This window comes from Acidaminobacter sp. JC074 (genome assembly GCF_022496765.1).
GTDB lineage: Bacteria > Bacillota > Clostridia > Peptostreptococcales > Acidaminobacteraceae > JABXKX01.
Genome location: NZ_VANV01000007.1, coordinates 153,643 through 177,053, shown reverse-complemented (window position 1 = coordinate 177,053; position 23,411 = coordinate 153,643). Strand labels below are relative to the sequence as shown.

Sequence of the window (23,411 nt, the reverse complement as noted above, 5' to 3'; positions counted from 1 at the left end):
TAGCGGCTTTTGCCATAGGTGAAAAATGATTAGTTTGTATATACACATCCCATTTTGTGTTAAAAAATGTGGCTACTGTGATTTTGTTTCTTTTGAATATGATAGAGACCAGTTGAAATCCTATTTGGAAGACTTAAAAAAAGAGATTGTTTATTATGGTGGAAAAAAGGTGCATTCAATTTTCATAGGTGGCGGAACACCAAGTTTATTATCTGGACAAGAGATGATAGATCTGATGGCCCTCGTTTATGATCATTTTGATATGTCAGCATGCCAAGAAATTTCTATGGAGTCTAATCCGGGCACTTTAACACTGGAGAATCTGCTTGATTATAAAAAAGCTGGCATCAACCGTATCAGTATGGGTGTTCAAACCCTTAATAATGATACTTTAAAAACATTGGATAGAATTCACGATGTAGGAGACGTTTATCATTCAGTAAAACTTATAAAGGAAGCTGGCTTTGATAACTTCAATATGGACTTGATGTTTGGTCTGCCAGGTCAAACAAGAGAGATGCTTTCAAAGACAGTAGAGAAGATGGTCAGATTAGAACCAAGTCATATATCTGCCTACAGCTTGAAGTTTGAAGAAGGCACGGCCTTTTATAAAAAGTTAGAAGCAGGCGAGCTTACAGAAATAGATGACGATCTTGATAGAGACATGTATCATTTAATAGAAAAGATACTCCTTGATCATAATTATTACCAATATGAAATATCAAATTTCTCTAAAGTCGGTTTTGAATGTAAACACAATCTTGTATATTGGGAGAAGAAGGATTACATCGGCTTAGGTTTAGGAGCACATTCTTGTTTGAACAATGAAAGATTTTATAACTTTTCTAATTTTGAAGACTACCACCAGTCAGTAAGTTCCAGAGGACATGGTGTAAAAGGGTCTGACAAGATTGATCCTCAAGAAGACTTGTTTGAATACATCATGCTGGGCTTAAGACTCAACAAAGGACTTGACATAGATGCATTAAATAAAAGATATGACTTAGACTTTGAGACAAGATATAAAGATGAAATCCATAAACTCATGGCCCAGGCACTTCTTGAGTGGTCGGATAAAAGATTGAAATTAACTTCTCTTGGGAGAGATCTATCCAATCAAGTGTTTTTACAGTTTTTAGATTAGATGTTGTAAATGATAAATTCTGTGCTATTATATAAGCAGTTGGAGGTTTTATGTTTATTTTAGGATTTGGAAGACGTGATTATAAAGTACTCGGTGAAACTGAGCCTCGTAAATGCAAGTCTTGTTCTCATGAAAGACCATTTAAATATGTAGAAGAGAAGCGTTATTTCTCACTACTCTTTATACCATTGTTTCCATATAAGACACGCAATCTTATGATATGCGGTGTATGTGGCGCTGGTGTAGAAGATCTAGATGGTGTTTCATACCACAAGATTGGTCCTGTTAAAGAAGGACCGGATAAGGAATCAATTATCAAGTCAATTAAAGAAAAACTTGACCGAGGTGAGATTTCTAGAAACGAATATATTAGAATGATCAATGTACTTAAATTTGAAACTTCTCATACACATTAGCACTCTGGATTATAGAGTGCTAATTTTTTATTTAAATTTTATAAAATTCCTTGACACTAGGCCTTTAGCGGTGTATATTTGTTGTAGAAATTGATTTTAGCACTCGAAATTAATGAGTGCTAATAGCGAAGGAGGTCTGCTATGGATGATAGAAAACTCAAGATTTTACAAGTGATCATAGATGACTTCATTCGAACAGCACAACCTGTTGGTTCAAGAACGTTGGCTAAGAAATATGGATTGGGTATTTCATCTGCTACCATTAGAAATGAAATGGCAGACCTTGAGGATTTGGGACTTTTAACTCAACCTCATACCTCAGCAGGACGTGTACCAAGTGAAGATGGCTACCGTCTCTATGTAGACAGCCTTATGCAAAATAGAAAGCTAGACATTCAACAAAAAGATTTGATTAGAAAGCTTTTGCTGCATCGAGTAATTGAAATAGATGATGTAATAGAACAAACCTCATCCATTATGTCAGAGATGACAGGTTTGGTTGCACTGGTATCTTTACCACAATTTAAAAAGTCAAAACTAGAGAATATGAAGCTGATTCGTGTGACAGAATCAAAGGTACTTCTTATCTTGGTATCGAACTCGGGTATTGTAAAAAATCTTACACTGGCCATGAGTGATATCAGTCAAAGGGTACTGGATATGATCTCAGATACTTTGTTACAAAAGTTATATGGGACACCAATTGAAGAAATCACACCTAAGGCCATTCATAATATAAAGAAAGAACTGGTTGAGTACTCAGAACTTATAGAGTATTTGGTGCCACTTCTAAGAGATACACTTCGTGAAATAGATGATGTGGATGTCAGCTTAAATGGTGTAAACAACATTTTCAACTACGCAGAGTATCAAGATGTACACAAAGTAAGAGAACTTTATGAAAAGATTACTGACAAGGAGTTCCAAAGTAAGATTATCAACTCAAGACCCATGACAGATGATGTGTCCATAGGTATTGGACAGAATAATCGTATGAGTGACTTAAGTGATTGTAGTATCGTTTCAACAAGTTACAACTTTAATGGTAAACAAGCAGGAACGCTTTGTTTTATAGGTCCAACAAGAATGGACTATTCACTGGCTGTTTCTGTTATGGGATATATAAAGGAGACCTTAGAAGGCATTTTCTCAGGTATATATTTATAAGTGAGGTTTTTAAATGGAAAAGGAAAAAGAGATTTCTGAAGAAATCAAAGAAGAGGAAGTTGTGGAAGAGGTAGAAGTAGAAGAAGCAGCGCCTGAAGAAACACCTGAGTTTTCAGAAGTAGATAAGCTTAAGAATGAATGTGCAGATATCAACGATAAGTATGTAAGACTGCAGGCTGAGTTCTTAAACTTTAAGAAAAGAACAGAAAAGGAAAAATCAAACCTTTACAAGTTTGCAAATGAAAAATTATTTGAAGACTTATTACCACTGATGGACAATATGGAAAGAGCCTTAGCTTCTACTGAAAGTGGTTCAGATGGTATTGTAGATGGTTTGAAAATGATAAAGAAAAGCTTAGATGACTTGTTTTCAAAAAATGGTGTTGTTGCAATAGAATCTATTGGACAACCATTTGATCCAGAACTGCACCATGCAGTTATGAGTGATGAAAGTGATGATCACGAAGCTGAACATGTAATTGAAGAATTTCAAAAGGGATATAAATTAAACGAAAAAGTAATAAGACATTCAATGGTTAAAGTGTCGAAATAAGGAGGACTTAAAAATGGCTAAAGTTATAGGTATTGACTTAGGAACAACAAACTCATGTGTATCGGTATTAGAAGGTGGCGAGCCGACTATTATTCCAAACGCAGAAGGTAATAGAACAACACCATCAATCGTAGCATTTACTAAGAATGGTGAAAGATTAGTTGGTGAGACTGCAAAGCGTCAGGCAATCACAAATCCAGATAGAACAATTGCTTCTATTAAGAGAGAAATGGGCCACAACTTCCACGTAGATATTGATGGTAGAAACTACACACCTCAAGAAATTTCAGCGATGGTATTAGGTAAATTAAAAGCTGATGCTGAAGCTTACTTAGGTGAGAAAGTTACTGAAGCAGTTATCACTGTTCCTGCATACTTTACAGATGCTCAAAGACAAGCAACTAAAGATGCTGGTAAGATCGCTGGTTTAGAAGTTAAGAGAATTGTAAACGAGCCAACTGCTGCTTCACTTGCATATGGTTTAGATAAAACTGAAGATCAACAAAAGATTTTAGTATTTGACCTTGGTGGTGGTACATTCGACGTTTCTGTATTAGAGATTGGTGATGGTGTATTCGAAGTACTTGCAACTAACGGTGACAACCACTTAGGTGGTGACGACTTTGATAAAGTTGTTATGGACTTTATGGCAGACCAGTTCAAATCTGAGCATGGCATTGACTTAAGAGATGACAAAATGTCTAAGCAAAGATTAAAAGAAGCTGCTGAAAAGGCTAAGAAAGAGTTATCTTCAACTCAAACAACAAATGTAAACTTACCATTCATCACTGCTTCTGCTGCAGGTCCACTTCACTTAGATATGGATATCACTAGAGCGAAGTTTGAGCAATTAGCTGCTGAGTTAGTAAGAAAGACTGAAGGTCCTACTTCTAAGGCAATCAAAGATGCTGGTATCAATGCAAGCGAGTTATCTCAAATCATCTTAGTTGGTGGTTCTACTAGAATTCCAGCTGTACAAGAAGCTGTTAAGAAGATCACTGGTAAAGATGCTCATAAGGGTATCAACCCAGATGAGTGTGTAGCTGTAGGTGCTGCAATTCAAGCGGGTGTATTATCTGGTGAAGTTAAAGACTTATTACTTCTTGATGTAACACCATTATCATTAGGTATTGAAACATTAGGTTCAGTATTCACTAAGTTAATCGAAAGAAATACAACTATTCCAACTAAGAAGTCTCAAGTATTCTCAACTGCTGCTGATAACCAACCTGCTGTTGATGTACATGTACTTCAAGGTGAAAGACAAATGGCTGCTGATAACACAACTCTTGGTAGATTCCAATTAGATGGTATCCCACCAGCAAGAAGAGGTGTGCCACAAATTGAAGTAACATTTGATATTGATGCAAACGGTATTGTTCATGTATCTGCTAAAGATTTAGGTACTGGTAAAGAGCAACACATCACATTAACTGCTTCTACTAACCTTTCTGATGAAGAAATCGAAGCTAAGGTAGCTGAAGCTGAGAAGTTTGCAGAAGAAGATAAGAAGAAAAAAGAATTAATCGAAGCTAAGAATCAAGGTGATTCTATGGTTTACGAATTAGAAAAGACATTAGAAGAGCAAAAAGAGCAAATTACAGATGATGAAAAAGCAGCTGTAGAGCCTAAGATTGAAGCATTAAAAGAAGCTCTTAAAACTGATGATTTAGATAGAATTAAGTCAGCAACTGAAGAATTAACAACTGCTTTCCAACCTATCGCACAAAAGATGTATCAACAAGCACAAGCTGAGCAAGGTGCAGCACAAGCTGGTCCTGAGCAAGCAGCTGGTGAAGAAGTTGTTGATGCAGACTACGAAGTAGTAGACGAAGAATAAAAAAATCACAGGTGTCCTAGGACACCTTGTGGTCTTTATGACGATAGAAGAAAGGCGGTTAAACAGTGAGTGACAAAAGGGATTATTATGAAGTCCTTGGTGTAGAAAAAGGGGTTTCAGAACAGGATCTTAAAAGAGCTTACCGAAAGATGGCGATGAAGTATCACCCTGATAGAAACGCCGAAGACAAAGAAGCTGAAGAAAAGTTTAAAGAAGTGAATGAAGCATACGAAGTGCTTAGTGATCCAGAGAAAAGAAACCTTTATGATCAGTTTGGTCATGCTGGCGTTAATCAAAATGCAGGCGGAGCAGGTGGCTTCGGCGGTGGTTTCGAAGGTTTTGGTGGCTTTGAAGATATCTTTGGTGATTTATTTGGTGGTGGCTTTTCATCAGGTAGAAGATCAAATGGTCCAAGACGTGGACAGGATATTCGTGTAGATATTACACTTTCTTTTGAAGAAGCGGCATTTGGTGTTAAAAAGGACATTGAGTTCTTGAGAACCGAAGAATGTCATACTTGTCATGGTGAAGGTGCTGAACCTGGAACAAACACATCTACATGTCCTGACTGTAATGGGCAAGGTCAGGTTAGATACGCTCAAAGATCTTTGTTTGGTGAAACCATTCAGGTAAGAGAGTGTGATAGATGTAAGGGTAAAGGTAAGATTTACGATACACCTTGCCATACATGTAAAGGCCATGGCAAAATCCGTAAGAAGAAAAAGATTTCAGTGGATATACCAGCAGGTGTAGACAATGGTTCTGTTTTAACACTTCGAGGAGAAGGTCAACTTGGTACTAAGGGTGGCCCTAGAGGCGATGTAAAAGTTGTGATGCGTGTGAGAGATCATAAACTTTTCGTTCGTGACGGCAACCATGTTATGTATGAACTTCATATTACTTTTGCTCAAGCAGCATTAGGTGCAGAAGTTGTGGTACCAACACTTGAAGGTAAGGTTAAGTATAAGATTGCACCAGGTACTCAAAGCGGTACTATGTTCAGATTAAAAGGCAAAGGTATACCAGTACTTAACGGTTATGGTAAAGGCGATCAGTATGTAAAAGTGATTGTAGACGTACCAACTAAGATGAATGATGAGCAAAAGTCTAAGTTAGTAGAGTATGCTACAAGTATGGGAGAAGATACAGATTTTTCTTCAAAACCAAAAGGTTTTTTCAATAAAGTAAAAGATGCATTATCATAGATAGAATACCAACCCTGAGTTGGTATTTTTTGTTTTGATATAAACTGTTTCGCAGAGTTTAAAGTGCTGATTAGTAAACGCTGATAGCCTTGTATTCATTTAAATCATAATATGGAAGAAGTTTTAGATAAAGGCTATTAATTGTCTGAATATTATGATAATATCTACTTATAAATTTGTTGCGGAAATGGAGAAGTAGTGAACTCCATTTCTTTTCGTTTTTGAAATTGTGACTTGAGAAATCACATGATAAGAAAGGAGCTTATATTTTACCCGTAATCAATATATCTAAATGATGGAGGTAACAAAGATGAAAATGATAAAGAAAAGTATGATTTTAGTCTTGGTACTTGTACTAGTAGTGACAAGTAGCATATTTGCATTTGCAGAACCAACAATTGGGGATGTGGAAGGCCTTGAGATTGATAGAAATGATGGAAAAATTGATGTTCAGTATTACAATCATGGTTTAACCAAGATGAAGAATGCATCTCAATGGAATGCACTTGACCTTGACAACCTAACCAAAACAAACTTTTATACAAAAGATGCTGAACCTGGGAGAAACAACTGGAGCGATCAAGTCAATCCAAATGGTCAGGTGATTAATATTTATCAAGAGGATTTTATGAAGGCCTTTTTGAATAAGACGGAGTTTAGTGATGAGACTAGTCCTAATCTAGATGATTTAGTTTCTGACAATGCTCAAAGACTGACTGGATTTTTGGATTTAAGTCAAATTGGTAGCAGTGAAAGCCAACTTAAAGTTAGAGTCTATTCAGATGATGGTGTTAAGTTTAAGTACAGAGAAAAAGATTCAGACGCATCTTTTATGCAGATTGAAGAATGGGATGTAAACACAGGTAACAAAACACCTATTGCGGAACTATCTACAAGCCTTATTTATGAAGTTGAAATGGACTATTTTAATTGGGGTGGTAATGGTGAATTAACACCTATGTATAAAGATGGTGATACGTGGAAAGTAATTCCGAAACTTTGTTTCTTTACGGATGAAACTCTTACAAAACATCCAGCACCAACAGTCGATTCTGTTTCTATAAGTGGCGAAACTTTTAAAGAAATTTCTATAGATAATGATAAGAATGAAATTAATATTATCTTAGATTACAAAACTGGTGTTACTGACTTAAACTTAGATCCTATATTTGAATCAAATGGCAATCCTGTTGAATTGTATGGCAATGATGCATTTGGAACAAAGATATCACATGATTTTACAAGCACTGGTTATTATAAATTCCATGGACAATATGGTGCTTATGCAGTTTACTCTGTAACTATTGTACGGGAAGATCCAATCAAAAATCTGATGTGGATATCTGGAAAAGATGAGATCATAATTGAAGCTGCATCAATGTCTGATACTGAACTAGTCGTGACAGAAGATTATGTAGCTGGTGTATATGACCAACTTGATGAAGTTTTAGAAGATGAAGTGACATATGAACTAAAAACAGCTGTTCCTGGTATAACTTGTAGCTCAAGTGGTAGCGTTGAAATCGACAAGACTGTACCACATAATACAATGTTTACTGTTGTTGCGAAATCAGGTGATTTAACGCCTATTGAAAAAGAAGTTAGGATTAAGCAAAAGACAAATTCAAGTTTTGACCCGAGTATACAAATTTCAGATGCAGGCAACAATGGCGACCCTGTTTATTTTGAATATGGTGGACAAGTATATGAATCAGATATAGTTTTACAGACAGGTTATAACGGTGCAACTGCAATCGATGGAATGCTGGATTTAGACTTTGTTTTAGATATAATTGAGGAGCTGGATGTAGAAACAACTCTACAAACCGCCTTACAAAATTATATGGAAAATGAGATGGTCAACTACAGTATAGAATGGCAACTTGATGATGAAGCGGTTTCTAGCATCGACGAAGCGTCTGGTAAGATTATAGGTGCGCAAGCAAGTGAATCGATTGTTGCGACTGTAACACTGGTTATCTATGAGATGAAAAACCAAGTGACTGATACTGCTGTATTTAGTTTTGATCCGATAGAACTTACTGATTCAATTAACATCAGTGTCAATTTCACTGAAAAAGAAGAACCGGAAGAACCAGAAGAGCCGGAAGAACCAGAAGAACCAGAAGAACCAGAAGAACCAAATGAACCAAATGAACCTTCAACACCTTCAACACCGAGTAGCTCTACCCCAAATATAAGAGTTTCATTAGACGCTGACTTTATTGAGTTGGAATACGGTGCTAGTGCTGACCCAGAACTTAGGTCATTTGACTTTACTGAAACAGTAAGAGGCACAGATGATAAAAGAGTAAGATGGTCAATAAGTAGTAATGATTATCTCGAGATTGATGACAAAGGTGAAGTTACCTTTATAGATGACGTTGATGTTCCTCCTGGACTAGAGGACTTTTCAGTGACAGTTACCGTCAGGACTGTAGATGGTAATAAGAAAGCTACAGCAACTGTAACATTGGTTGAAAAAACACCTTTGGGTGCTATCGAGTTTTATGATCCTTATGTATTTGGATATCCAGATAATACATTTAGACCAAAGAACTCAGTTACTAGAGCGGAAGTTGCAACTATGTTTGCAAAAATTTTAAAACTAAATCTTGATTATCCTGGAACGCAAAAGTTTAGTGATGTTGATAATGACCAATGGTATTACAATTATATTCAAGCCTTGGCAAGAACGAATATCTTTATTGGTGAAGCAGATGGTAGGTTTAGACCAAATGATCCGATTACAAGAGCTGAAATGGCAACAGTATTTGCGAAGTTCTGGAAGTTCTTAGATACAAATGTGGATAGTTCTAAGGTGACCATAAGTGATTTAGATGGACAACATTGGGCTTCTGAATACATTTATATGATGTACAATGCAGGTATTGTAACTGGATTCCCTGATGGTTCATATAAACCTAATGAACCTACTTTAAGAGAACAAGTTGTTGGTATGATTAATACTTTAATTGCAAGACCTGAAAATATTGCTCCGGATTCAAAGTTTGGTGATATCACACCTACTCACTGGGCATATGGCAATATTGAAGCAGCATCTCAACCGTTTATTCAGCAAAATATTCCGTTACCAGAATAAAATTAAGCCCTTTTCGAAGGGCTTTTTTTCGTGGAAGTGTGTCATTTGATAATAATTGGTCGTATTTTAGTATATATGACCAGTAATAGAGTGTAAAAGGTCATAACACAAAAAGTGCAGTATGTATAAGTGTACAACACATTATTTGAAGTATCAGTAATCAGAAGGTCTCATTTGTTTATTTAATAAAAGTTCTACTATAAAAATTCATGTATTGCTGCAAAATTTCGTATGGATATGTTATAATAGATGTAGACAAGAAGTCGAGTTGTGGAAGAAATGGAGAGGTAGTGGTCTCCATTTCTTTTAGTTTTAGAACTGTGTGACATGAGAAATCACACCAGAAAGGAGGCTATATTTTACCCGTAATAGGAATATTACAAATGATATTGGAGGTAAAATGAAAAAAGAAATGTTGAAGAGAGTTCTGGCTTTAACACTAGCATTCCTAGTTGCGTTCGTTGGAATGCCTATTAATGCGATGGCCATTGAGAGTGTGCCTACAATAAGTGTTAATTTGCAAACTCAAGAGAACCTTGAAAATCTTACAAGAGATTTAAAAGTAACAGAAGTGGTTCCACCATTAGAAGAAAAACCAGAAGTGGTTCCGCCAGTGGAAGAAAAACCAGAAGTGGTTCCACCATTAGAAGAAAAACCAGAAGTGGTTCCACCATTAGAAGAAAAACCAGAAGTGGTTCCACCATTAGAAGAAAAACCAGAAGTGGTTCCACCAKTAGAAGAAAAACCAGAAGTGGTTCCGCCAGTGGAAGAAAAACCAGCAGTGGTTCCACCAGTAGAAGAAAAACCAGAAGTGGTTCCACCAGTAGAAGAAAAACCAGAAGTGGTTCCACCAGTAGAAGAAAAACCAGAAGAGGTTCCACCAGTAGAAAAAAAACCAGAAGAGGTTCCACCTGTGGAAGAAAAACTAGAAGTGGTTCCACCAATAGAAGAAAAACCAGAAGAGGTTCCACTAAGTGGTGAAGTACCAGAAGGAGTACCACCTGTAAGTGAACAGGATGAAGATACTCTAAATTTACCTTTTATTTCTGAAACACCAGATTTTGCGTTGCAGTCAATGGACTTACCTATTGAAAGTGCAGCTACTAAAGGTGAAGTAGATCCTTCTAAAGCACAAATTGCTGTAGATGACTTTTTTGAATTGTACATCGATGGCGGATTGATAGATGATGATGAGATTAAACCTAATCTGAGTGTGTTGACAGGTAATGTTTATGGGTATCCCAAAGACCTTCCCACTGATGTGAACAGTAATTCTGTATTTGCTGTGAAAGCTTGGGATAGAGATAACGGAAATGCGACGATTGCAGGTATGTATATGCAATATCCGGATTCGTTTTCTGGGAATATGACAGGTACTGATGGTGATTGGTATATCTTTATTGGTCAAGAACCAAGTCCTGACAGTGAAGGTCGAGCTTGGACTGATCCTTATTATAAAGGTTCTTGGTCAAATGCACATGAGATTACCAGTCCTGATAACAACTGGGTCGAATCGCTCAGCGATGAAATTAAATGGATCTGGCATTCTGATTATTATGAGGAGCCCTTCACTGAAACAGTATACTTCAGAAATATTATGAACAAAAATGTTCCGCCTGAGATTAGTAAAACTGATTTTTTAGAAGTAGTTCAATATGACATCATTAACTTATTAGATGGTGCATCAGCGATGGACGAAGAAGATGGAAATATTATAGGAAATATTGAAGTTTATGTTACAGCTCCGGATGAAGATGAAGAAAAAATAGTGACTCCTGATGCCTATAAAGTTCTAAAAGCAGGTGTTTATCAAGTTAGATATACAGTAACAGACAGTGGTAAAGATAGTGCAACTGTAACTAAGAGTTTCGATGCGATTGTCGCTCCAACTTTTGAATATACAGATTATACTGGTGAGTTAGCTAAAGAACATACTTACAAGGGTTTTAATCTAAAATCAGATGTAACTGTTTTAAATGCGAATGTTAATCAGGAGTTTTCTGTTGCAATTCAAATCGGAGATGAACTGAAGACAAATTATTTGGATATCAGACTGCCAGGTGAATATGTAGTAGTTTATTCTACTGAGTATAAGGGAAGACCTTTTACTGATACTAGGACAATCGAAGTAATTAAGTCGGGTACTGATGATTTTGATTATGGTTTGATAGACAGTGTTACGAACTCAGTAGGAAGACACAAAATTGGTGAGTCATATGATTATTTAGTTTTGCTAGCGCAAATGCAAACTACTAAAAATAATTCTGCTGCTAATCTAAGAAATAGTATTCAAGTTGATAGAAACGGAAGAGATCAAGTTGACGACTTAAGAAATCAAAACTACCAAATAGAAAAAACACACTTTACGACCTATGTAGAAGAGGCGGACGGTACAAAAAACAGCGATGAGAGCGTAGGATTCTTTGCAATGGAATCAGGTTATTTATATAATGGACCAAAGTTAATTGCTGAATCAGGCACATTTATTATTGACTATAATCAAGGTGTTGATCCTGGGACTTCAGATCCGGAATGGTATGAGATTGATATTCAGAAATCTTTTAATAATCCTGTTGTGATAGCACATCTTGCTTCTGTCAATGGTGGTCAGTATACACATGCTAGACTGAAAGAAGAGAATGGCGACTATTATGTATGGCTAGAGGAATGGGACCAACATCGAGACACGAACTCACATTATCCAGAGTTAATTTCGTATGTAGTGTTTGAAGAAGGCTTACACATATTAGATGATAATCAAGCTATTTATGCAAAGAAAGGTTTAGATAACGGTACTCAGATATATAATGGCACAATTGATCTTGGTGAAGGTAGTTCAAGAGATTTGGAATTTACGTATGATGACTATGTAGTTTTTAGTCAAGTTCAAAACTATAATGATCAAGACCAAGTTTGGGTTAGGCAATCAAATAAAACTTTTGAGAGTGTTGACTTATTTGCACAAGAGGAGTTTGATGGAAGTCATGTTCTAAGTGATATTGGCATGGTGGTCATTGGTAAGTTGTCTGAAATGCAAGGCCCTGAAATTACGATGCCTGAATCAACATCGTTTAGAGGCGAGTTCACTTTAAACTTTGAGATTTCTGACGATTCTGGAATAAGAAGCTTTAGAATTGATGAAGGAGAACCTGTTGAAGGTGATTTGAAAATGGATATCAAATCTTTTGAAGATCCTATGAATGATGAGGATCCGAATAACGATGATGCTCCGAAATCGGTGAAATTTACTGATTCACGTACAGTTACTATTACTGCAGTAGATAGATACGGTAATGAATCAAGTTTAAGTAAAGTTTATACAGCAGACAATGAAGCGCCATCTATTGAGTTTGATCCTAAAGGTGTAGAAGGTATGCCAGTTAAATTTAGTGGGACTCAATCAGTGGATATCCTTTTTGGAGAAGATGCAGAGGTTAAGAAATATAGAACAAGCCTTGATGAGGAATGGGAAGATTATACTGATGCGACTGAAATAGATTTAATAGCAACTACTACAGTTTATGCATATGCTGAAGATGAATTAGGTAATAATATTACAGAGGAGCAAATGTATGAGTTAGATAGGGAAGTGCCTGATTTAACAGTAACACCAGGTACGTCATATTTTATTAGCGAACTACTTGTTACCTTAACATCAACGTATGAAGATGCTTCCATCTTGATAAGTTATATAGATCCTGAAGAAAATGAAGAAGCATGGCAAGTGTTGGATGGAAGTACCTTGTCGCTAACGAAAACGACTACATTATGGGCTAAAGCGATTAGACCAGTTACTGATGAAACTGGTAGACCATATCAAAGTCCAGTAGTGAAAGCAACTTATACTGAAATCAATGATGTTATGATTATTGATCCGGAAGTTAGGGATGTTGAGTTAGAAAAAGTCGACTTGAGATATGGCTATAGCGGAACAACTCCACTAGACGCTGACTTGAGAGAAATGGACTTAGACTATCAATTAAGATTAACAGAGCTAGTTGAAACGGCAGCTACAAGGATTTCTTTGCCATATTCAGTTAATAGAGTGATATGGTACACTCATAAAGAAATGATTGAATACGAAGAACCAAATTACGACCAAATAAATCAAGCCGTAACGGATGAAAATGACTATATTGAGTTTGAGGGCTATAGATATTATACTAGCAATGATACAGTAAGCCTTGATGGAAGTATGGTTTACGGTATGGAGGTAGGAGATTCAAAAGTTTATGTAGATGTATTCTTACTGCATAAGGATGGGATGTCTGTAACTGTACCAGATGAAGAAGTTAAACTTACATCAGTAAGCATGCCTGAATATGTTGTCCTTAGTGATGATGTTGATGTCAATGTTTCGTATTCATCTTATTATGATCCTAGTGATGATGACGATGACGATGTGGAACCATCTTCTCCGCAACCAGAAATTACGATTGAATTAGATGCAGATGTTGTTACTTTAGACTTTACTCCTGGTGAAGATAGTGATGAGTCTGTAGACTTAAATGCAATCATTAGAAACACAAGAGATAAGAGAACTCGTTGGGAGATTTCAAATAATCCTTATTTAGAGATTGATGGTGATGGTACAATCACATTCAAATCAACTCCGCCAGAAGGAATAGAAGATTTTTCTGCAACAGTAACAGCAACATCTTTGGCTGGTAATGTATCTGCAACTGCTAGAGTACTTCTTAATGAATTAGTACCGGAAGCTGCAATATCATTCTTCAATCCATACGTTTATGGATATCCTGACAATACTTTCAGACCTGAAAATGCTGTAACTAGAGCTGAAGTGGCTACTATGTTTGCAACTATTTTAGAGATGAACTTAGATTATCCAGGAACTCCTAAGTTTAATGATGTAGTGGAGGGTGAATGGTACTACAATTACATCCAAGCTATTGCAAGAACAAATATCTTCGTTGGAGATGATTTAGGAAACTTTAATCCTGATGCTCCAATTACGAGAGCGGAGCTTTCTACAGTGTTTGCTAAGTTCTGGCAGTATAAGAATGTTGATGTAAATAAACAAAAGGTTATGTTAAGTGATGTAGCTGAAAATCACTGGGCAAGTCAATACATTTATATGATGTATAATGCCGGTATCGTGTCTACATTAGATAACGGATCATATGCTCCAGAAATGGACACTCTCAGAAGAGATGTAGTTGCTATGATCAACAAGCTTATTGAAAGACCAGAGAATCAAGCTATTGCTTCTAAATTCCTAGATGTTGAGAAAGAAACTCATAATTATGGAAACATTGAAGCAGCTGCACAACCTTTTATAAGACAAGCAGATGGTCCAACTGACCAATAATGTTTAGACCCAGTGAAAACTGGGTCTTTTATTGTGTATAATATTAAATAAGCTTTTAAGGAAGAGAATAGTCATGTTATTTTAGAATGAAATCTGAGAACTACAATTATGATGCAGGCTAAGTAATTCCGGATATTTGCACTTATTGAAGTGTTTTTTACAAGTTGCTAAACAGCTTTGTAGATTCAAGTGTAATAAAATATAATGTGAAAATAAATGAACAACGAAATACATATGTTTATTTAATCGTGATTGTATGTAAAATCATTTAAAATTGCTGTTTTATTCACTAATTTAGTGGTATATTAATACTATATCTTTTGTGCAATGAGAGGATTCAATGATGAAGTAGTGAGCATCATCTTTTCGTGGTTCAAAATGAAGTAGAAAAAGGAGGTTGAAAAATTCTATAACTACCCGCAGTAGAAATAGAACGGAGGTATACTTTGAAAAAAATGATGAAAAGAATCTTGGCAATAACATTGAGTTTTATGGTTGCGACAATGAGCTTGCCATATGCTGCATTTGCAGACTATGTTGTAAATGATGACAACGAAATAATAATTCCTTCCAAAATAGATGTTCAATTTTACGATGTAACAGATATTAAGGAAATGAAAGAAGGAGAAAAGTGGGTAGGGTTAAATCTAGAGACAGAAGATAAACTTACTGGTTGGGATTTTGAAAGGACACCTACTTTAGGTGATGACAATTGGCAAGAAGGTGATGATAAAAAAGCTTTCTTAAGGAAAACTTCTGGTCAGCCAACTACTAAAAATGCTCAGAGAATGACAGGTAAATTTTCTTTAGACACTGATTCACATTTCCAGTTACTAAGTGATGATGGTGTAGAGCTGTTTATTCGTGAAGTTGGTGAAAGTAGTTATTCAAAGCCATACAATGGTTCAGGATGGTATGTTAGTGCAAATAATGAAGTTGTTACTGATAAAATTACTGCTGGAGACTATGAGTTTATATTAGATTACTTTAACTGGGGTGGAGATGGTAAACTTATTTTTAATATCTCTACTGATACTACTTCTTGGACACCGGTTGATTCAGGTATTTTCTATTTAACTAGAACGATACCGGAAATTGATCCAACGCTTGATCCGAGTGAGGTTAAAGTCGGAGAGACAATTGAACTTTCAAGTGATGATTTACCAAATAATAGATGGACAAAATCTTTTAAATGGTTCAAAAAAACAGGTGATACTATTGAAGAGCTTACTGTCTCTGGGGATGAGTACGTAGCTGAAGATGATGATCTAGGTAGCGAGATTTACGTTGAATCAGTGCTTAGCTATAATGACACTGAAGTACCTGAATCTAAGGAAGTCAGTAATAAGGTTCCTGTAACGATTGAGATGCCTGATTTTGATATTACTTTTAAACTAAAGACATATAGACTAAGTGAAACTGCTCAACCTGTAGAAGCGATTACATCTCTTTCTGATAGTGGTGAATACTTTGCTAATGCAGGAGACAAGTTGTCAGTAGAGCATGCTTCAATATCTGATGATAAATGGTCTATAGACTACAAGTGGTTTGAAAAAGTATATGATTTAGAAAATGACGAATGGATTGAAAATGAGTTATCACTTGATGACTCAGAAGAAGTAATTCCACAAGTTAAGGGTGGTATGATTTTTGTTAGAGCCAATGTGAAATACAATGGTGTTACAATGGCTACTGAAACTTCTCCATTTGTTCGAGTAAATAACTTATATATTACTGTAGATGACAAACACGAATTTTACATCAATGAAGAACCCATAGGGGTTGTAGATCAATACTGGCAAACAGTAGATGCATATTTTCTTCCGGGTGATGACTATCAAGAAACGCCAAGTTTTGCAATTAAGGCTTGGGATAAAGATGATGGTACTGCAACAATTTCTGGTTTTAGATTTGAATACTATGGTGTTGACGGCGATTTAATGTCAAATAACTCAGACTGGTATGAATACCATGCTGAAAAAGATATCAATAAAAATGATTTAAACACTGGTGTTGTTCCGCCTAAGTACAAGGATTCTGTAGAGTGGTTTGAAGACGACTACAGAGCTTCTTGGGATAAAGCGACTCTAATTGATCAGTTTGCAAATGGTTGGACAAATACTTCCAATAAGTTTACGAACGATTCTAATTGGATTTGGTCACCTATTTACAAGGTAAATCAAAATGAAGTAGAAGGTGACCCAATCACAAGATTCACTTCGCCAGTATACTTTAGAAATGTACTTAATGTAGATAATCCACCTACAGTAAGTGCGGATGATGTAGAAGTGGTGCAGCATGCTGATGTTGATTTGTTAGATTATATTACAGCTAATGATGATTTAGATGACAATTTAGATATTATGTTTGAAGTTGTTTCGGGTGATTTATTGTTAGATGGTGATGAATTGAATACAAATCAGTTTGCGAGTGGTAAATTGAAAGTAATTGTAACGGATTCAAATAACCAAAGTAGTTCAGATGAGTTTGATGTCGTTATTACAAAGCATTCGAGTGATGTTATTGAGATTGGAAAAAATGAAGCGACTGATAATAAGAATTATAAGATTGACTTAGATGACTATAAGAGATTGGTACTTCTAGCTCAAATGCAAACCGCTAATAATATTGATGTTACTGCTAACTTGAGAAATAACATTCTTAAGACGAACTTAACATCAGTTAGAAATGGTGACTATGATATCTTTGATGATAAGTTTAAAACTTTTGTTGAAGTTGCATCTGGAGATGTCTTAAAAGAAGATATTGGCTATTTGGCACTAGAATCTGGTGTGTTATTGAATACAGAAGGTGAAATTATTGGTGAAGCTGATACAGTGGTTGTTGACTATAACGATGACTTAACCAATGAAGATGGTTCATACAATAATCCTGAAGATAGAGAGTTAAAGGATGCTGATCCCGAATGGAAAGATGTTAGTTTGACTTCTAGTATTGGTAAACCAGTTGTTTTTGCACAAATTGCATCATACACAGGTAGCAATAAAACACATGCTAGAATTAGTGATGTATCTGCAAATGGTTTCAAGATATTCCTTGAAGAGTGGAAAGATGATAGACCGACTAATCATCATAATCATGAGCTCGTTTCTTATTTAGCAATCAAACCAGGTAAACATGAAGTTTATATCATGGATGGTAGTGAAAAAGTCAAGAGAACGATTATTGTTTATGAAGATAATGGTTTTTCTGATAAAACTGCGAAAGAAGAAGAGTTCGTGTTTGAAAAGACTGAATATCCTTCGTTTGAAACTGGTAAGACTGAAACGAAGTTTGTAGAGAAGCCTATTGTGATGAGTCAAGTTCAAACATTTAGCGATAAGCAGGTTTGGATGAGACAACAGAACGCTTTATACAATACTGTTGAGTTGTTCGCTCAACATGATGATGTTTTAATGGACGAACAAGTTGGTATCATGGTTATTGGTGTAGAAGCTGAATATAAAGCACCAAGTGTCGAGATAACTGGAAAAGAAAGATTTAATACAACGAGTCATGCTGCTACAGTTACAGCTACTGATGAAGATAGTAATATAGCATTTGTAGAATATTCTTTAGACGGTGAAAACTTCACAAAGGTAGATGCTGATACATCAAATATGTCGAATGTATTATCGACTGCAGCTGAATTTACTGCTAGCCTAGAGTCGCCTAATGTAACTGTTTATGCTAAGGCTACTGATGTTTATGGTAATGAATCAGAAGTGGTGACGAAGGATTTTATTTATGATAATGTAGGCCCAGCAATCGTTATTAATCCTGAAGAGCGTATGTTCAACAGAAACCTAACGGGTACAATTTCGAGTCCTGATAGCGATGTTATTTCTATAAGATACAAGTTTGATAATGGGACATGGACGTTAGTAGATGTAGAGGATGATGCTTTAAAGAGTGCTGACTTCTCAACACTTGTTGATTCAGCAGTCATAACTGATACTACGCTATATGTGGAAGTCGCTGATTCAGCTGGTAATGTATCAACTACATCGAAAGTTTATACACATGATCCAACGATTCCAAATGTTAACTTCGGTGATCAACCAACTGAGTTTAAAGAAGCATTCAAAGTTGATATTGAATCTTCAACAGGTGACACAATTCATTACATTATTGTAGATTTAGGTAGTGATGCAGAACCTGATGCAGAGTCACCAGTATATAATGCTGATGATGTTGAGTTGATTCATACTACAAAGCTAGTAAAGGCTATTGCGATAAATGCAGCTGGCAATGAATCAAGCATCATTGAAAAGACCTTTAACTTCACACCAGAATTAAAAGTGACTGAAGCAGTTGGTAGCGAAGTAGTTGTTGAAACTGTAACTTTAAGATACGGTTATAATGTTTCTTCTTCAGAAGGAACTAAACAGCTCGGATTTATGACAAATCCAAAGCCAAGCGCTGAAAATAACTTAGCTGGTGCTGATTTTGACTGGAAAGTAAAATCGGGTGATGAATATATATCACTTATGAATAATACGGTAACATATAAGAATGTTGAGACCGATGCTGAAGGTTATATTACATTAGAGATGACTTATCAAGATGGTCTTGATAGCAAGAAAAAATCTGTAGATGTTAAAGTGATTGTTGACTTTGTTCCAACACCTGAAGATGAAGGTGACGACAATGAGTCTGGAGACGATTCTGGTTCTGGTAATGATTCTGGATCAGGTTCAAATTCTGGAGGAAATCCACCAAGTTCAGGTAGTAGTGTTTCTACTAGTTCAACACCAACAATAAGAGTTAGATTAAATGCAGACTTAGTGCCTTTAGAGTATGGAGCAAGTGCTGATCCTGACTTTACAACATTTGATTTTGATGAGACTGTAACAGGTACAGATAATAAAGATGTTACCTGGTCAATCTCCAATAATGATTATTTAGAAATCGATCAAAATGGTGTGGTTTCATTTAAAGAAGAACCACCTACAGGTGTAGAAGATTTCTCTGCTACAGTTACTGTTACTACTGAAGATGGTGGTAAAACAGCTACTGCTAGAGTGATCATTGAAGAGAAAACACCATTAGGTGCTATTGAGTTTTATGAGCCATACATCTTTGGTTATCCAGATCAATCGTTTAGACCTCAAAACTCAGTAACAAGAGCTGAAGTTGCAACGATGTTTGCTAAGATTCTTAAGCTTAACTTGGATTTCCCAGGTGATCAAAAGTTTAGTGATGTTAATGCTGACCAGTGGTATTACACTTATGTTCAGGCAATAGCTAGAACGAATATATTTGTTGGTACACCAGATGGTAAGTTTAACCCGAATGAACCAATTACAAGAGCAGAAATGTCTGCAGTGTTTGCGAAGTTCTGGCAATTCCAAAACATCTATGTAAACAGCACTTCTGCTGGTATCTCTGATGTTGAAGGTCACTGGGCTAATCAATACATCAATATGATGTACAATGCTGGTATTGTAACTGGTTTTGAAGATGGTACGTTCAGACCAAACGACCCAACACTTCGTGAGCAGGTTGTTGGTATGATCAATACCCTAATCGCTAGACCGGAATATTTTGCACCTGTAACTAAGTTTACAGACATAACAAATAAACATTGGGCATATGGTAACATTGAAGCTGCATCGCAGAACTTCATTTTCCAAACAAATATCCCATTACCAGAGTAAAAGAAATCCCCTCAATTCAATTTGAGGGGTTTTTTGTTAGGTGTTTTAAATAAATAGTTAAATAATCAGAGAACTGTGTTCTGAAATCCATAAACTCATAGTTGGTACCTGAAAGTTTAGCAGCTTCTCTTTGTACCTCTGACGGATGACAAACTGGATACAAGCCAATAGAAGTTGAAACATGGTAGTTAACAAACTTAAATGTATCTTCAGGACTTAAGTTTATTTGACTTTGAATGATTTCTATCAATTGAGCAGATTCTAACATCATAGACTTCTTAAATGATATCAGGTTTTCAAGTGGTGCGTTTCTTTCTAAAATTGTAAACATGATAGAAAGCAGCTGGATAAGTTGTTTGTTTTTAATGGTGACATCTGTCCATAAATCTACGAATTCCTCAATAGACTTAGCGGGGTTATTGTGACTTCTTTCTTTTAAGTCGAAAACCCATTTTTTGATGTCGTCTAAGATGATATCTAGATAGATGGCTTCTTTAGTTTGATAATATTTATAGAGATTGCCTCTTGTAAAGTTCAGTTCTTTTGCAATACCTGCCATAGAAATTTCAGAAAATGATTTTTCGTAAAAGAGTTTTATGGCAGCAGTTTTTATTTCATTTAAGCGAATTTCCTTGTTTTGATCGCTTCTTGCTCTTTCGAATGTCATACTTTCACCTCATTTTTATTCTAACATAATTTAGTGTATTTATAAATAACACCGTGTTACTAAATGACTTTTATGACCAATCAACTGTTATGGAATCGTAAACTTCTGGTAATGTGATTATCACCTAAGTTGGTTTCATATTTCTCAATATGTGGTATAATATAGGTGAGAGGGTAATCAAGTCGGCAGAGTTAGCCGAGAAAAGGCAAACCTGATGAAAGTCAGGGACGCAAAGCTCAAGGGTCTAAGGGGAAACCTAAGATCGCCAGCTACCGAGAAGACTTTGATTACCATGTAATCAAAAGCTTTTCACGACATGGCAAACCTAATGAAAGTTAGGGACGCAAAACTATAGGGTCTAAGTCAGAAATGATATGACAGCCAGTTATCGAAAGGAAAGTTTATTACTTTTCTTTCCCAAAATGTAAACGGCAAACCTACTGTGAGGTGGGGACGCAAAACTATAGGGTCTTCGAAAGAAGATAGCCAGGTGCCAAGGGAGAGATCTTATGAAAAGAATAATGTTAATTTTTATGGTTATGCTGCTGCTAGTTTCTAGCGCAACATCTGTTTATGCAGATACAAATACAGTAAAGGTTAACACTGCTGATGCAACAGTTGAGATCAAAGTATCTTCAGCTGGTTATTCTAGTTTTAAGGCAATCGTTGAGAAAGATGATGTAGAATATATCTACAATTTAGTATCAGCGAACGAGACACTTCCTTTACAAATGGGTAGTGGAAAATATAAAATCTCAGTATTAGGTAGTAATGATGGTCGTAGATATAAACTGTTATCTGATAAGACAATCAATGTTACTATTGATGAGGAAGTTGTATTTTTAAATGCTACTCAAACAGTAAACTGGAACGAAGAATCGCAAGTAGCGATCCTAGCCAAAGAATTGACTAAAGACGCTGTGACAGATCAGGAAAAGCTTGAGATCATTCATGAATACGTTATTACTAATGTAAGATATGATTATCAAAAAGCTGCTAGCCTTCCAAAAGGATACATTCCTCTAGCTGATGATACATTGGCTGAAGGGACTGGAATTTGCTACGATTTCGCAGCAATGATGGCATCGATGTTAAGATCGGTTGATGTACCTGCTAAACTTGTGAAAGGTTATAGTTCTTATACACCAGTCTATCATGCGTGGAATGAAGTTCTTATCGATGGCGAATGGGTTGTTGTTGATGCTAGTACTGACTCTATTTACGTAGACTACAATGTTGCTTATACATTAGTAAAAGCAGATTCAGCCTATGTTGGTAGTAAAGTATATTAAAATTAGAAAAGTTTATCCTCTCAATCTTTTATCTAGTTCGCTAGATTTTTATTTTTTTGCAGGAATATGTTATAATGCATTGATTATAGAAAAGAGGAAATATGAAGTGGTATAAGATAGAAATACATACAGAGACGGAAGCGGTAGATGTCTTAACCTACTTGCTTGAAGAAAATGGCATTGAAGGTGCTGTTATTGAAGATCCTAATGATGAAATGTTTAGTGACAGCTACAAGGGGGACTGGGATTACAGTGAAGAAACTGCTAGACAGTTTAATCATGAAGATGTAGTCGTTAAAATCTTTGTCAGTGAAGAAATTGAAAAGACAGTAGCTTTTATTGAAGAGACTTTAAAAAACATTGAGTCTAATGGCTTGAACATCGGTACAGGTCAAATCAAATATGAGATTGTTGATGATGAGGATTGGAAGGACAAGTGGAAAGAGTACTTCAAACCCTTTAAAATAGGAAGTCATATCGTCATAAAACCGACATGGGAAGACTATCAGTCTGAAGAAGGCGATATTGTCATAGAGATGGATCCAGGTTCTGCATTTGGATCTGGTACACACGAAACCACCAGTATGTGTGTCAAGCTTGTTGAAAAGGTCTTAAAAGATTCCGATACAGTTTATGATATCGGTTGCGGGACTGGCATCATTGGCCTTGCTGCAGCTAAGCTAGGTGCTAAATCAGTTGTAGGTGTAGACATAGCAGAAGATGCTATTATAGCTACAAAGGAAAATGCGGCCCATAATGGACTGAATCATGTTGTAGATGCAAGACTCGGTAATTTGACGGATGTCTTAGAAGACAAAGCAGACATTGTAGTGGCTAATATTATGGCTGATATCATCATCATGATGACAGAGACTATTGAGAACTTTGTAAAAAAAGATGGTTACTACATCACATCTGGTATAGTCAACGGTAGAGAAAAAGATGTCTTAGAAGTTATTTCAAGTAAGTTTGAAGTAATAGAACATATAAATGAAGGTGAATGGCATGCCATTCTTGCCAAGTATAGAGGATAAT

At 36.0% G+C, this 23,411-nt stretch carries 12 protein-coding genes and 3 riboswitches; of the genes, 11 read left to right on the top strand and 1 reads right to left on the bottom strand.

What is annotated here, in order from left to right:
* The first annotated feature begins 25 nt into the window (after window positions 1-25).
* The 9 genes from hemW to EZV73_RS09165 all read left to right on the top strand — a co-directional run bounded on the left by hemW (window position 26) and on the right by EZV73_RS09165 (window position 20,417).
* Window positions 26-1,144 (top strand): radical SAM family heme chaperone HemW, encoded by a 1,119-nt coding sequence (hemW, locus tag EZV73_RS09205; protein ID WP_240840000.1) that lies wholly within the window; start codon window positions 26-28, stop codon window positions 1,142-1,144.
* Between the two features lie 50 nt (window positions 1,145-1,194).
* Window positions 1,195-1,560, top strand: coding sequence for a zinc-ribbon domain-containing protein (locus EZV73_RS09200; RefSeq protein ID WP_240839999.1), 366 nt, complete (start codon window positions 1,195-1,197; stop codon window positions 1,558-1,560).
* A gap of 141 nt (window positions 1,561-1,701) precedes the next feature.
* Entirely contained in the window at window positions 1,702-2,727 is a 1,026-nt protein-coding gene (hrcA, locus tag EZV73_RS09195) for a heat-inducible transcriptional repressor HrcA (RefSeq protein WP_240839998.1), read from the top strand.
* A gap of 13 nt (window positions 2,728-2,740) precedes the next feature.
* Window positions 2,741-3,280, top strand: a complete 540-nt coding sequence (grpE, locus tag EZV73_RS09190; protein ID WP_240839997.1) for a nucleotide exchange factor GrpE — start codon at window positions 2,741-2,743, stop codon at window positions 3,278-3,280.
* Between the two features lie 13 nt (window positions 3,281-3,293).
* Window positions 3,294-5,120, top strand: a complete 1,827-nt coding sequence (dnaK, locus tag EZV73_RS09185; protein WP_240839996.1) for a molecular chaperone DnaK — start codon at window positions 3,294-3,296, stop codon at window positions 5,118-5,120.
* A gap of 65 nt (window positions 5,121-5,185) precedes the next feature.
* Window positions 5,186-6,325 carry a molecular chaperone DnaJ gene (gene dnaJ / locus EZV73_RS09180; protein ID WP_240839995.1) on the top strand — a complete coding sequence of 380 codons (1,140 nt, stop codon included), beginning with the start codon at window positions 5,186-5,188 and terminating at the stop codon, window positions 6,323-6,325.
* 310 nt (window positions 6,326-6,635) lie between these two features.
* Window positions 6,636-9,428, top strand: coding sequence for an S-layer homology domain-containing protein (locus tag EZV73_RS09175; RefSeq protein ID WP_240839994.1), 2,793 nt, complete (start codon window positions 6,636-6,638; stop codon window positions 9,426-9,428).
* Between the two features lie 400 nt (window positions 9,429-9,828).
* Window positions 9,829-14,757 carry an S-layer homology domain-containing protein gene (locus EZV73_RS09170; RefSeq protein ID WP_240839993.1) on the top strand — a complete coding sequence of 1,643 codons (4,929 nt, stop codon included), beginning with the start codon at window positions 9,829-9,831 and terminating at the stop codon, window positions 14,755-14,757.
* A gap of 455 nt (window positions 14,758-15,212) precedes the next feature.
* Window positions 15,213-20,417: an S-layer homology domain-containing protein gene (locus EZV73_RS09165; protein WP_240840050.1), complete on the top strand. Its 5,205-nt coding sequence runs from the start codon at window positions 15,213-15,215 to the stop codon at window positions 20,415-20,417.
* A gap of 16 nt (window positions 20,418-20,433) precedes the next feature.
* On the opposite strand, the gene EZV73_RS09160 is transcribed toward EZV73_RS09165, so the two are convergent.
* The gene (locus EZV73_RS09160; protein ID WP_240839992.1) at window positions 20,434-21,084 is read right to left on the bottom strand and encodes a TetR/AcrR family transcriptional regulator; all 651 of its coding nucleotides are present in this window, start codon (window positions 21,082-21,084) and stop codon (window positions 20,434-20,436) included.
* A gap of 194 nt (window positions 21,085-21,278) precedes the next feature.
* A riboswitch (cyclic di-GMP riboswitch) is annotated at window positions 21,279-21,361 on the top strand.
* A gap of 31 nt (window positions 21,362-21,392) precedes the next feature.
* Window positions 21,393-21,477, top strand: a riboswitch (cyclic di-GMP riboswitch).
* A 27-nt stretch (window positions 21,478-21,504) separates the two neighbouring features.
* A riboswitch (cyclic di-GMP riboswitch) is annotated at window positions 21,505-21,582 on the top strand.
* 35 nt (window positions 21,583-21,617) lie between these two features.
* On the opposite strand from EZV73_RS09160, the gene EZV73_RS09155 reads away from it, so the two are divergent.
* Window positions 21,618-22,376, top strand: a complete 759-nt coding sequence (locus tag EZV73_RS09155; protein WP_240839991.1) for a transglutaminase family protein — start codon at window positions 21,618-21,620, stop codon at window positions 22,374-22,376.
* A gap of 101 nt (window positions 22,377-22,477) precedes the next feature.
* Window positions 22,478-23,410, top strand: coding sequence for a 50S ribosomal protein L11 methyltransferase (prmA, locus tag EZV73_RS09150; RefSeq protein ID WP_240839990.1), 933 nt, complete (start codon window positions 22,478-22,480; stop codon window positions 23,408-23,410).
* Window position 23,411: the final 1 nt, after the last annotated feature.

Excerpts from the sequence above, each read along its gene's own strand:
- prmA (WP_240839990.1), top strand. The coding sequence starts at position 22,478 with ATGAAGTGGTATAAGATAGAAATACATACAGAGACGGAAGCGGTAGAT.
- hrcA (WP_240839998.1), top strand. The coding sequence starts at position 1,702 with ATGGATGATAGAAAACTCAAGATTTTACAAGTGATCATAGATGACTTC.
- hemW (WP_240840000.1), top strand. The coding sequence starts at position 26 with ATGATTAGTTTGTATATACACATCCCATTTTGTGTTAAAAAATGTGGC.
- dnaK (WP_240839996.1), top strand. The coding sequence starts at position 3,294 with ATGGCTAAAGTTATAGGTATTGACTTAGGAACAACAAACTCATGTGTA.
- EZV73_RS09175 (WP_240839994.1), top strand. The coding sequence starts at position 6,636 with ATGAAAATGATAAAGAAAAGTATGATTTTAGTCTTGGTACTTGTACTA.
- EZV73_RS09200 (WP_240839999.1), top strand. The coding sequence starts at position 1,195 with ATGTTTATTTTAGGATTTGGAAGACGTGATTATAAAGTACTCGGTGAA.
- EZV73_RS09160 (WP_240839992.1), bottom strand. The coding sequence starts at position 21,084 with ATGACATTCGAAAGAGCAAGAAGCGATCAAAACAAGGAAATTCGCTTA.
- EZV73_RS09165 (WP_240840050.1), top strand. The coding sequence starts at position 15,213 with ATGATGAAAAGAATCTTGGCAATAACATTGAGTTTTATGGTTGCGACA.
- grpE (WP_240839997.1), top strand. The coding sequence starts at position 2,741 with ATGGAAAAGGAAAAAGAGATTTCTGAAGAAATCAAAGAAGAGGAAGTT.
- EZV73_RS09155 (WP_240839991.1), top strand. The coding sequence starts at position 21,618 with ATGGTTATGCTGCTGCTAGTTTCTAGCGCAACATCTGTTTATGCAGAT.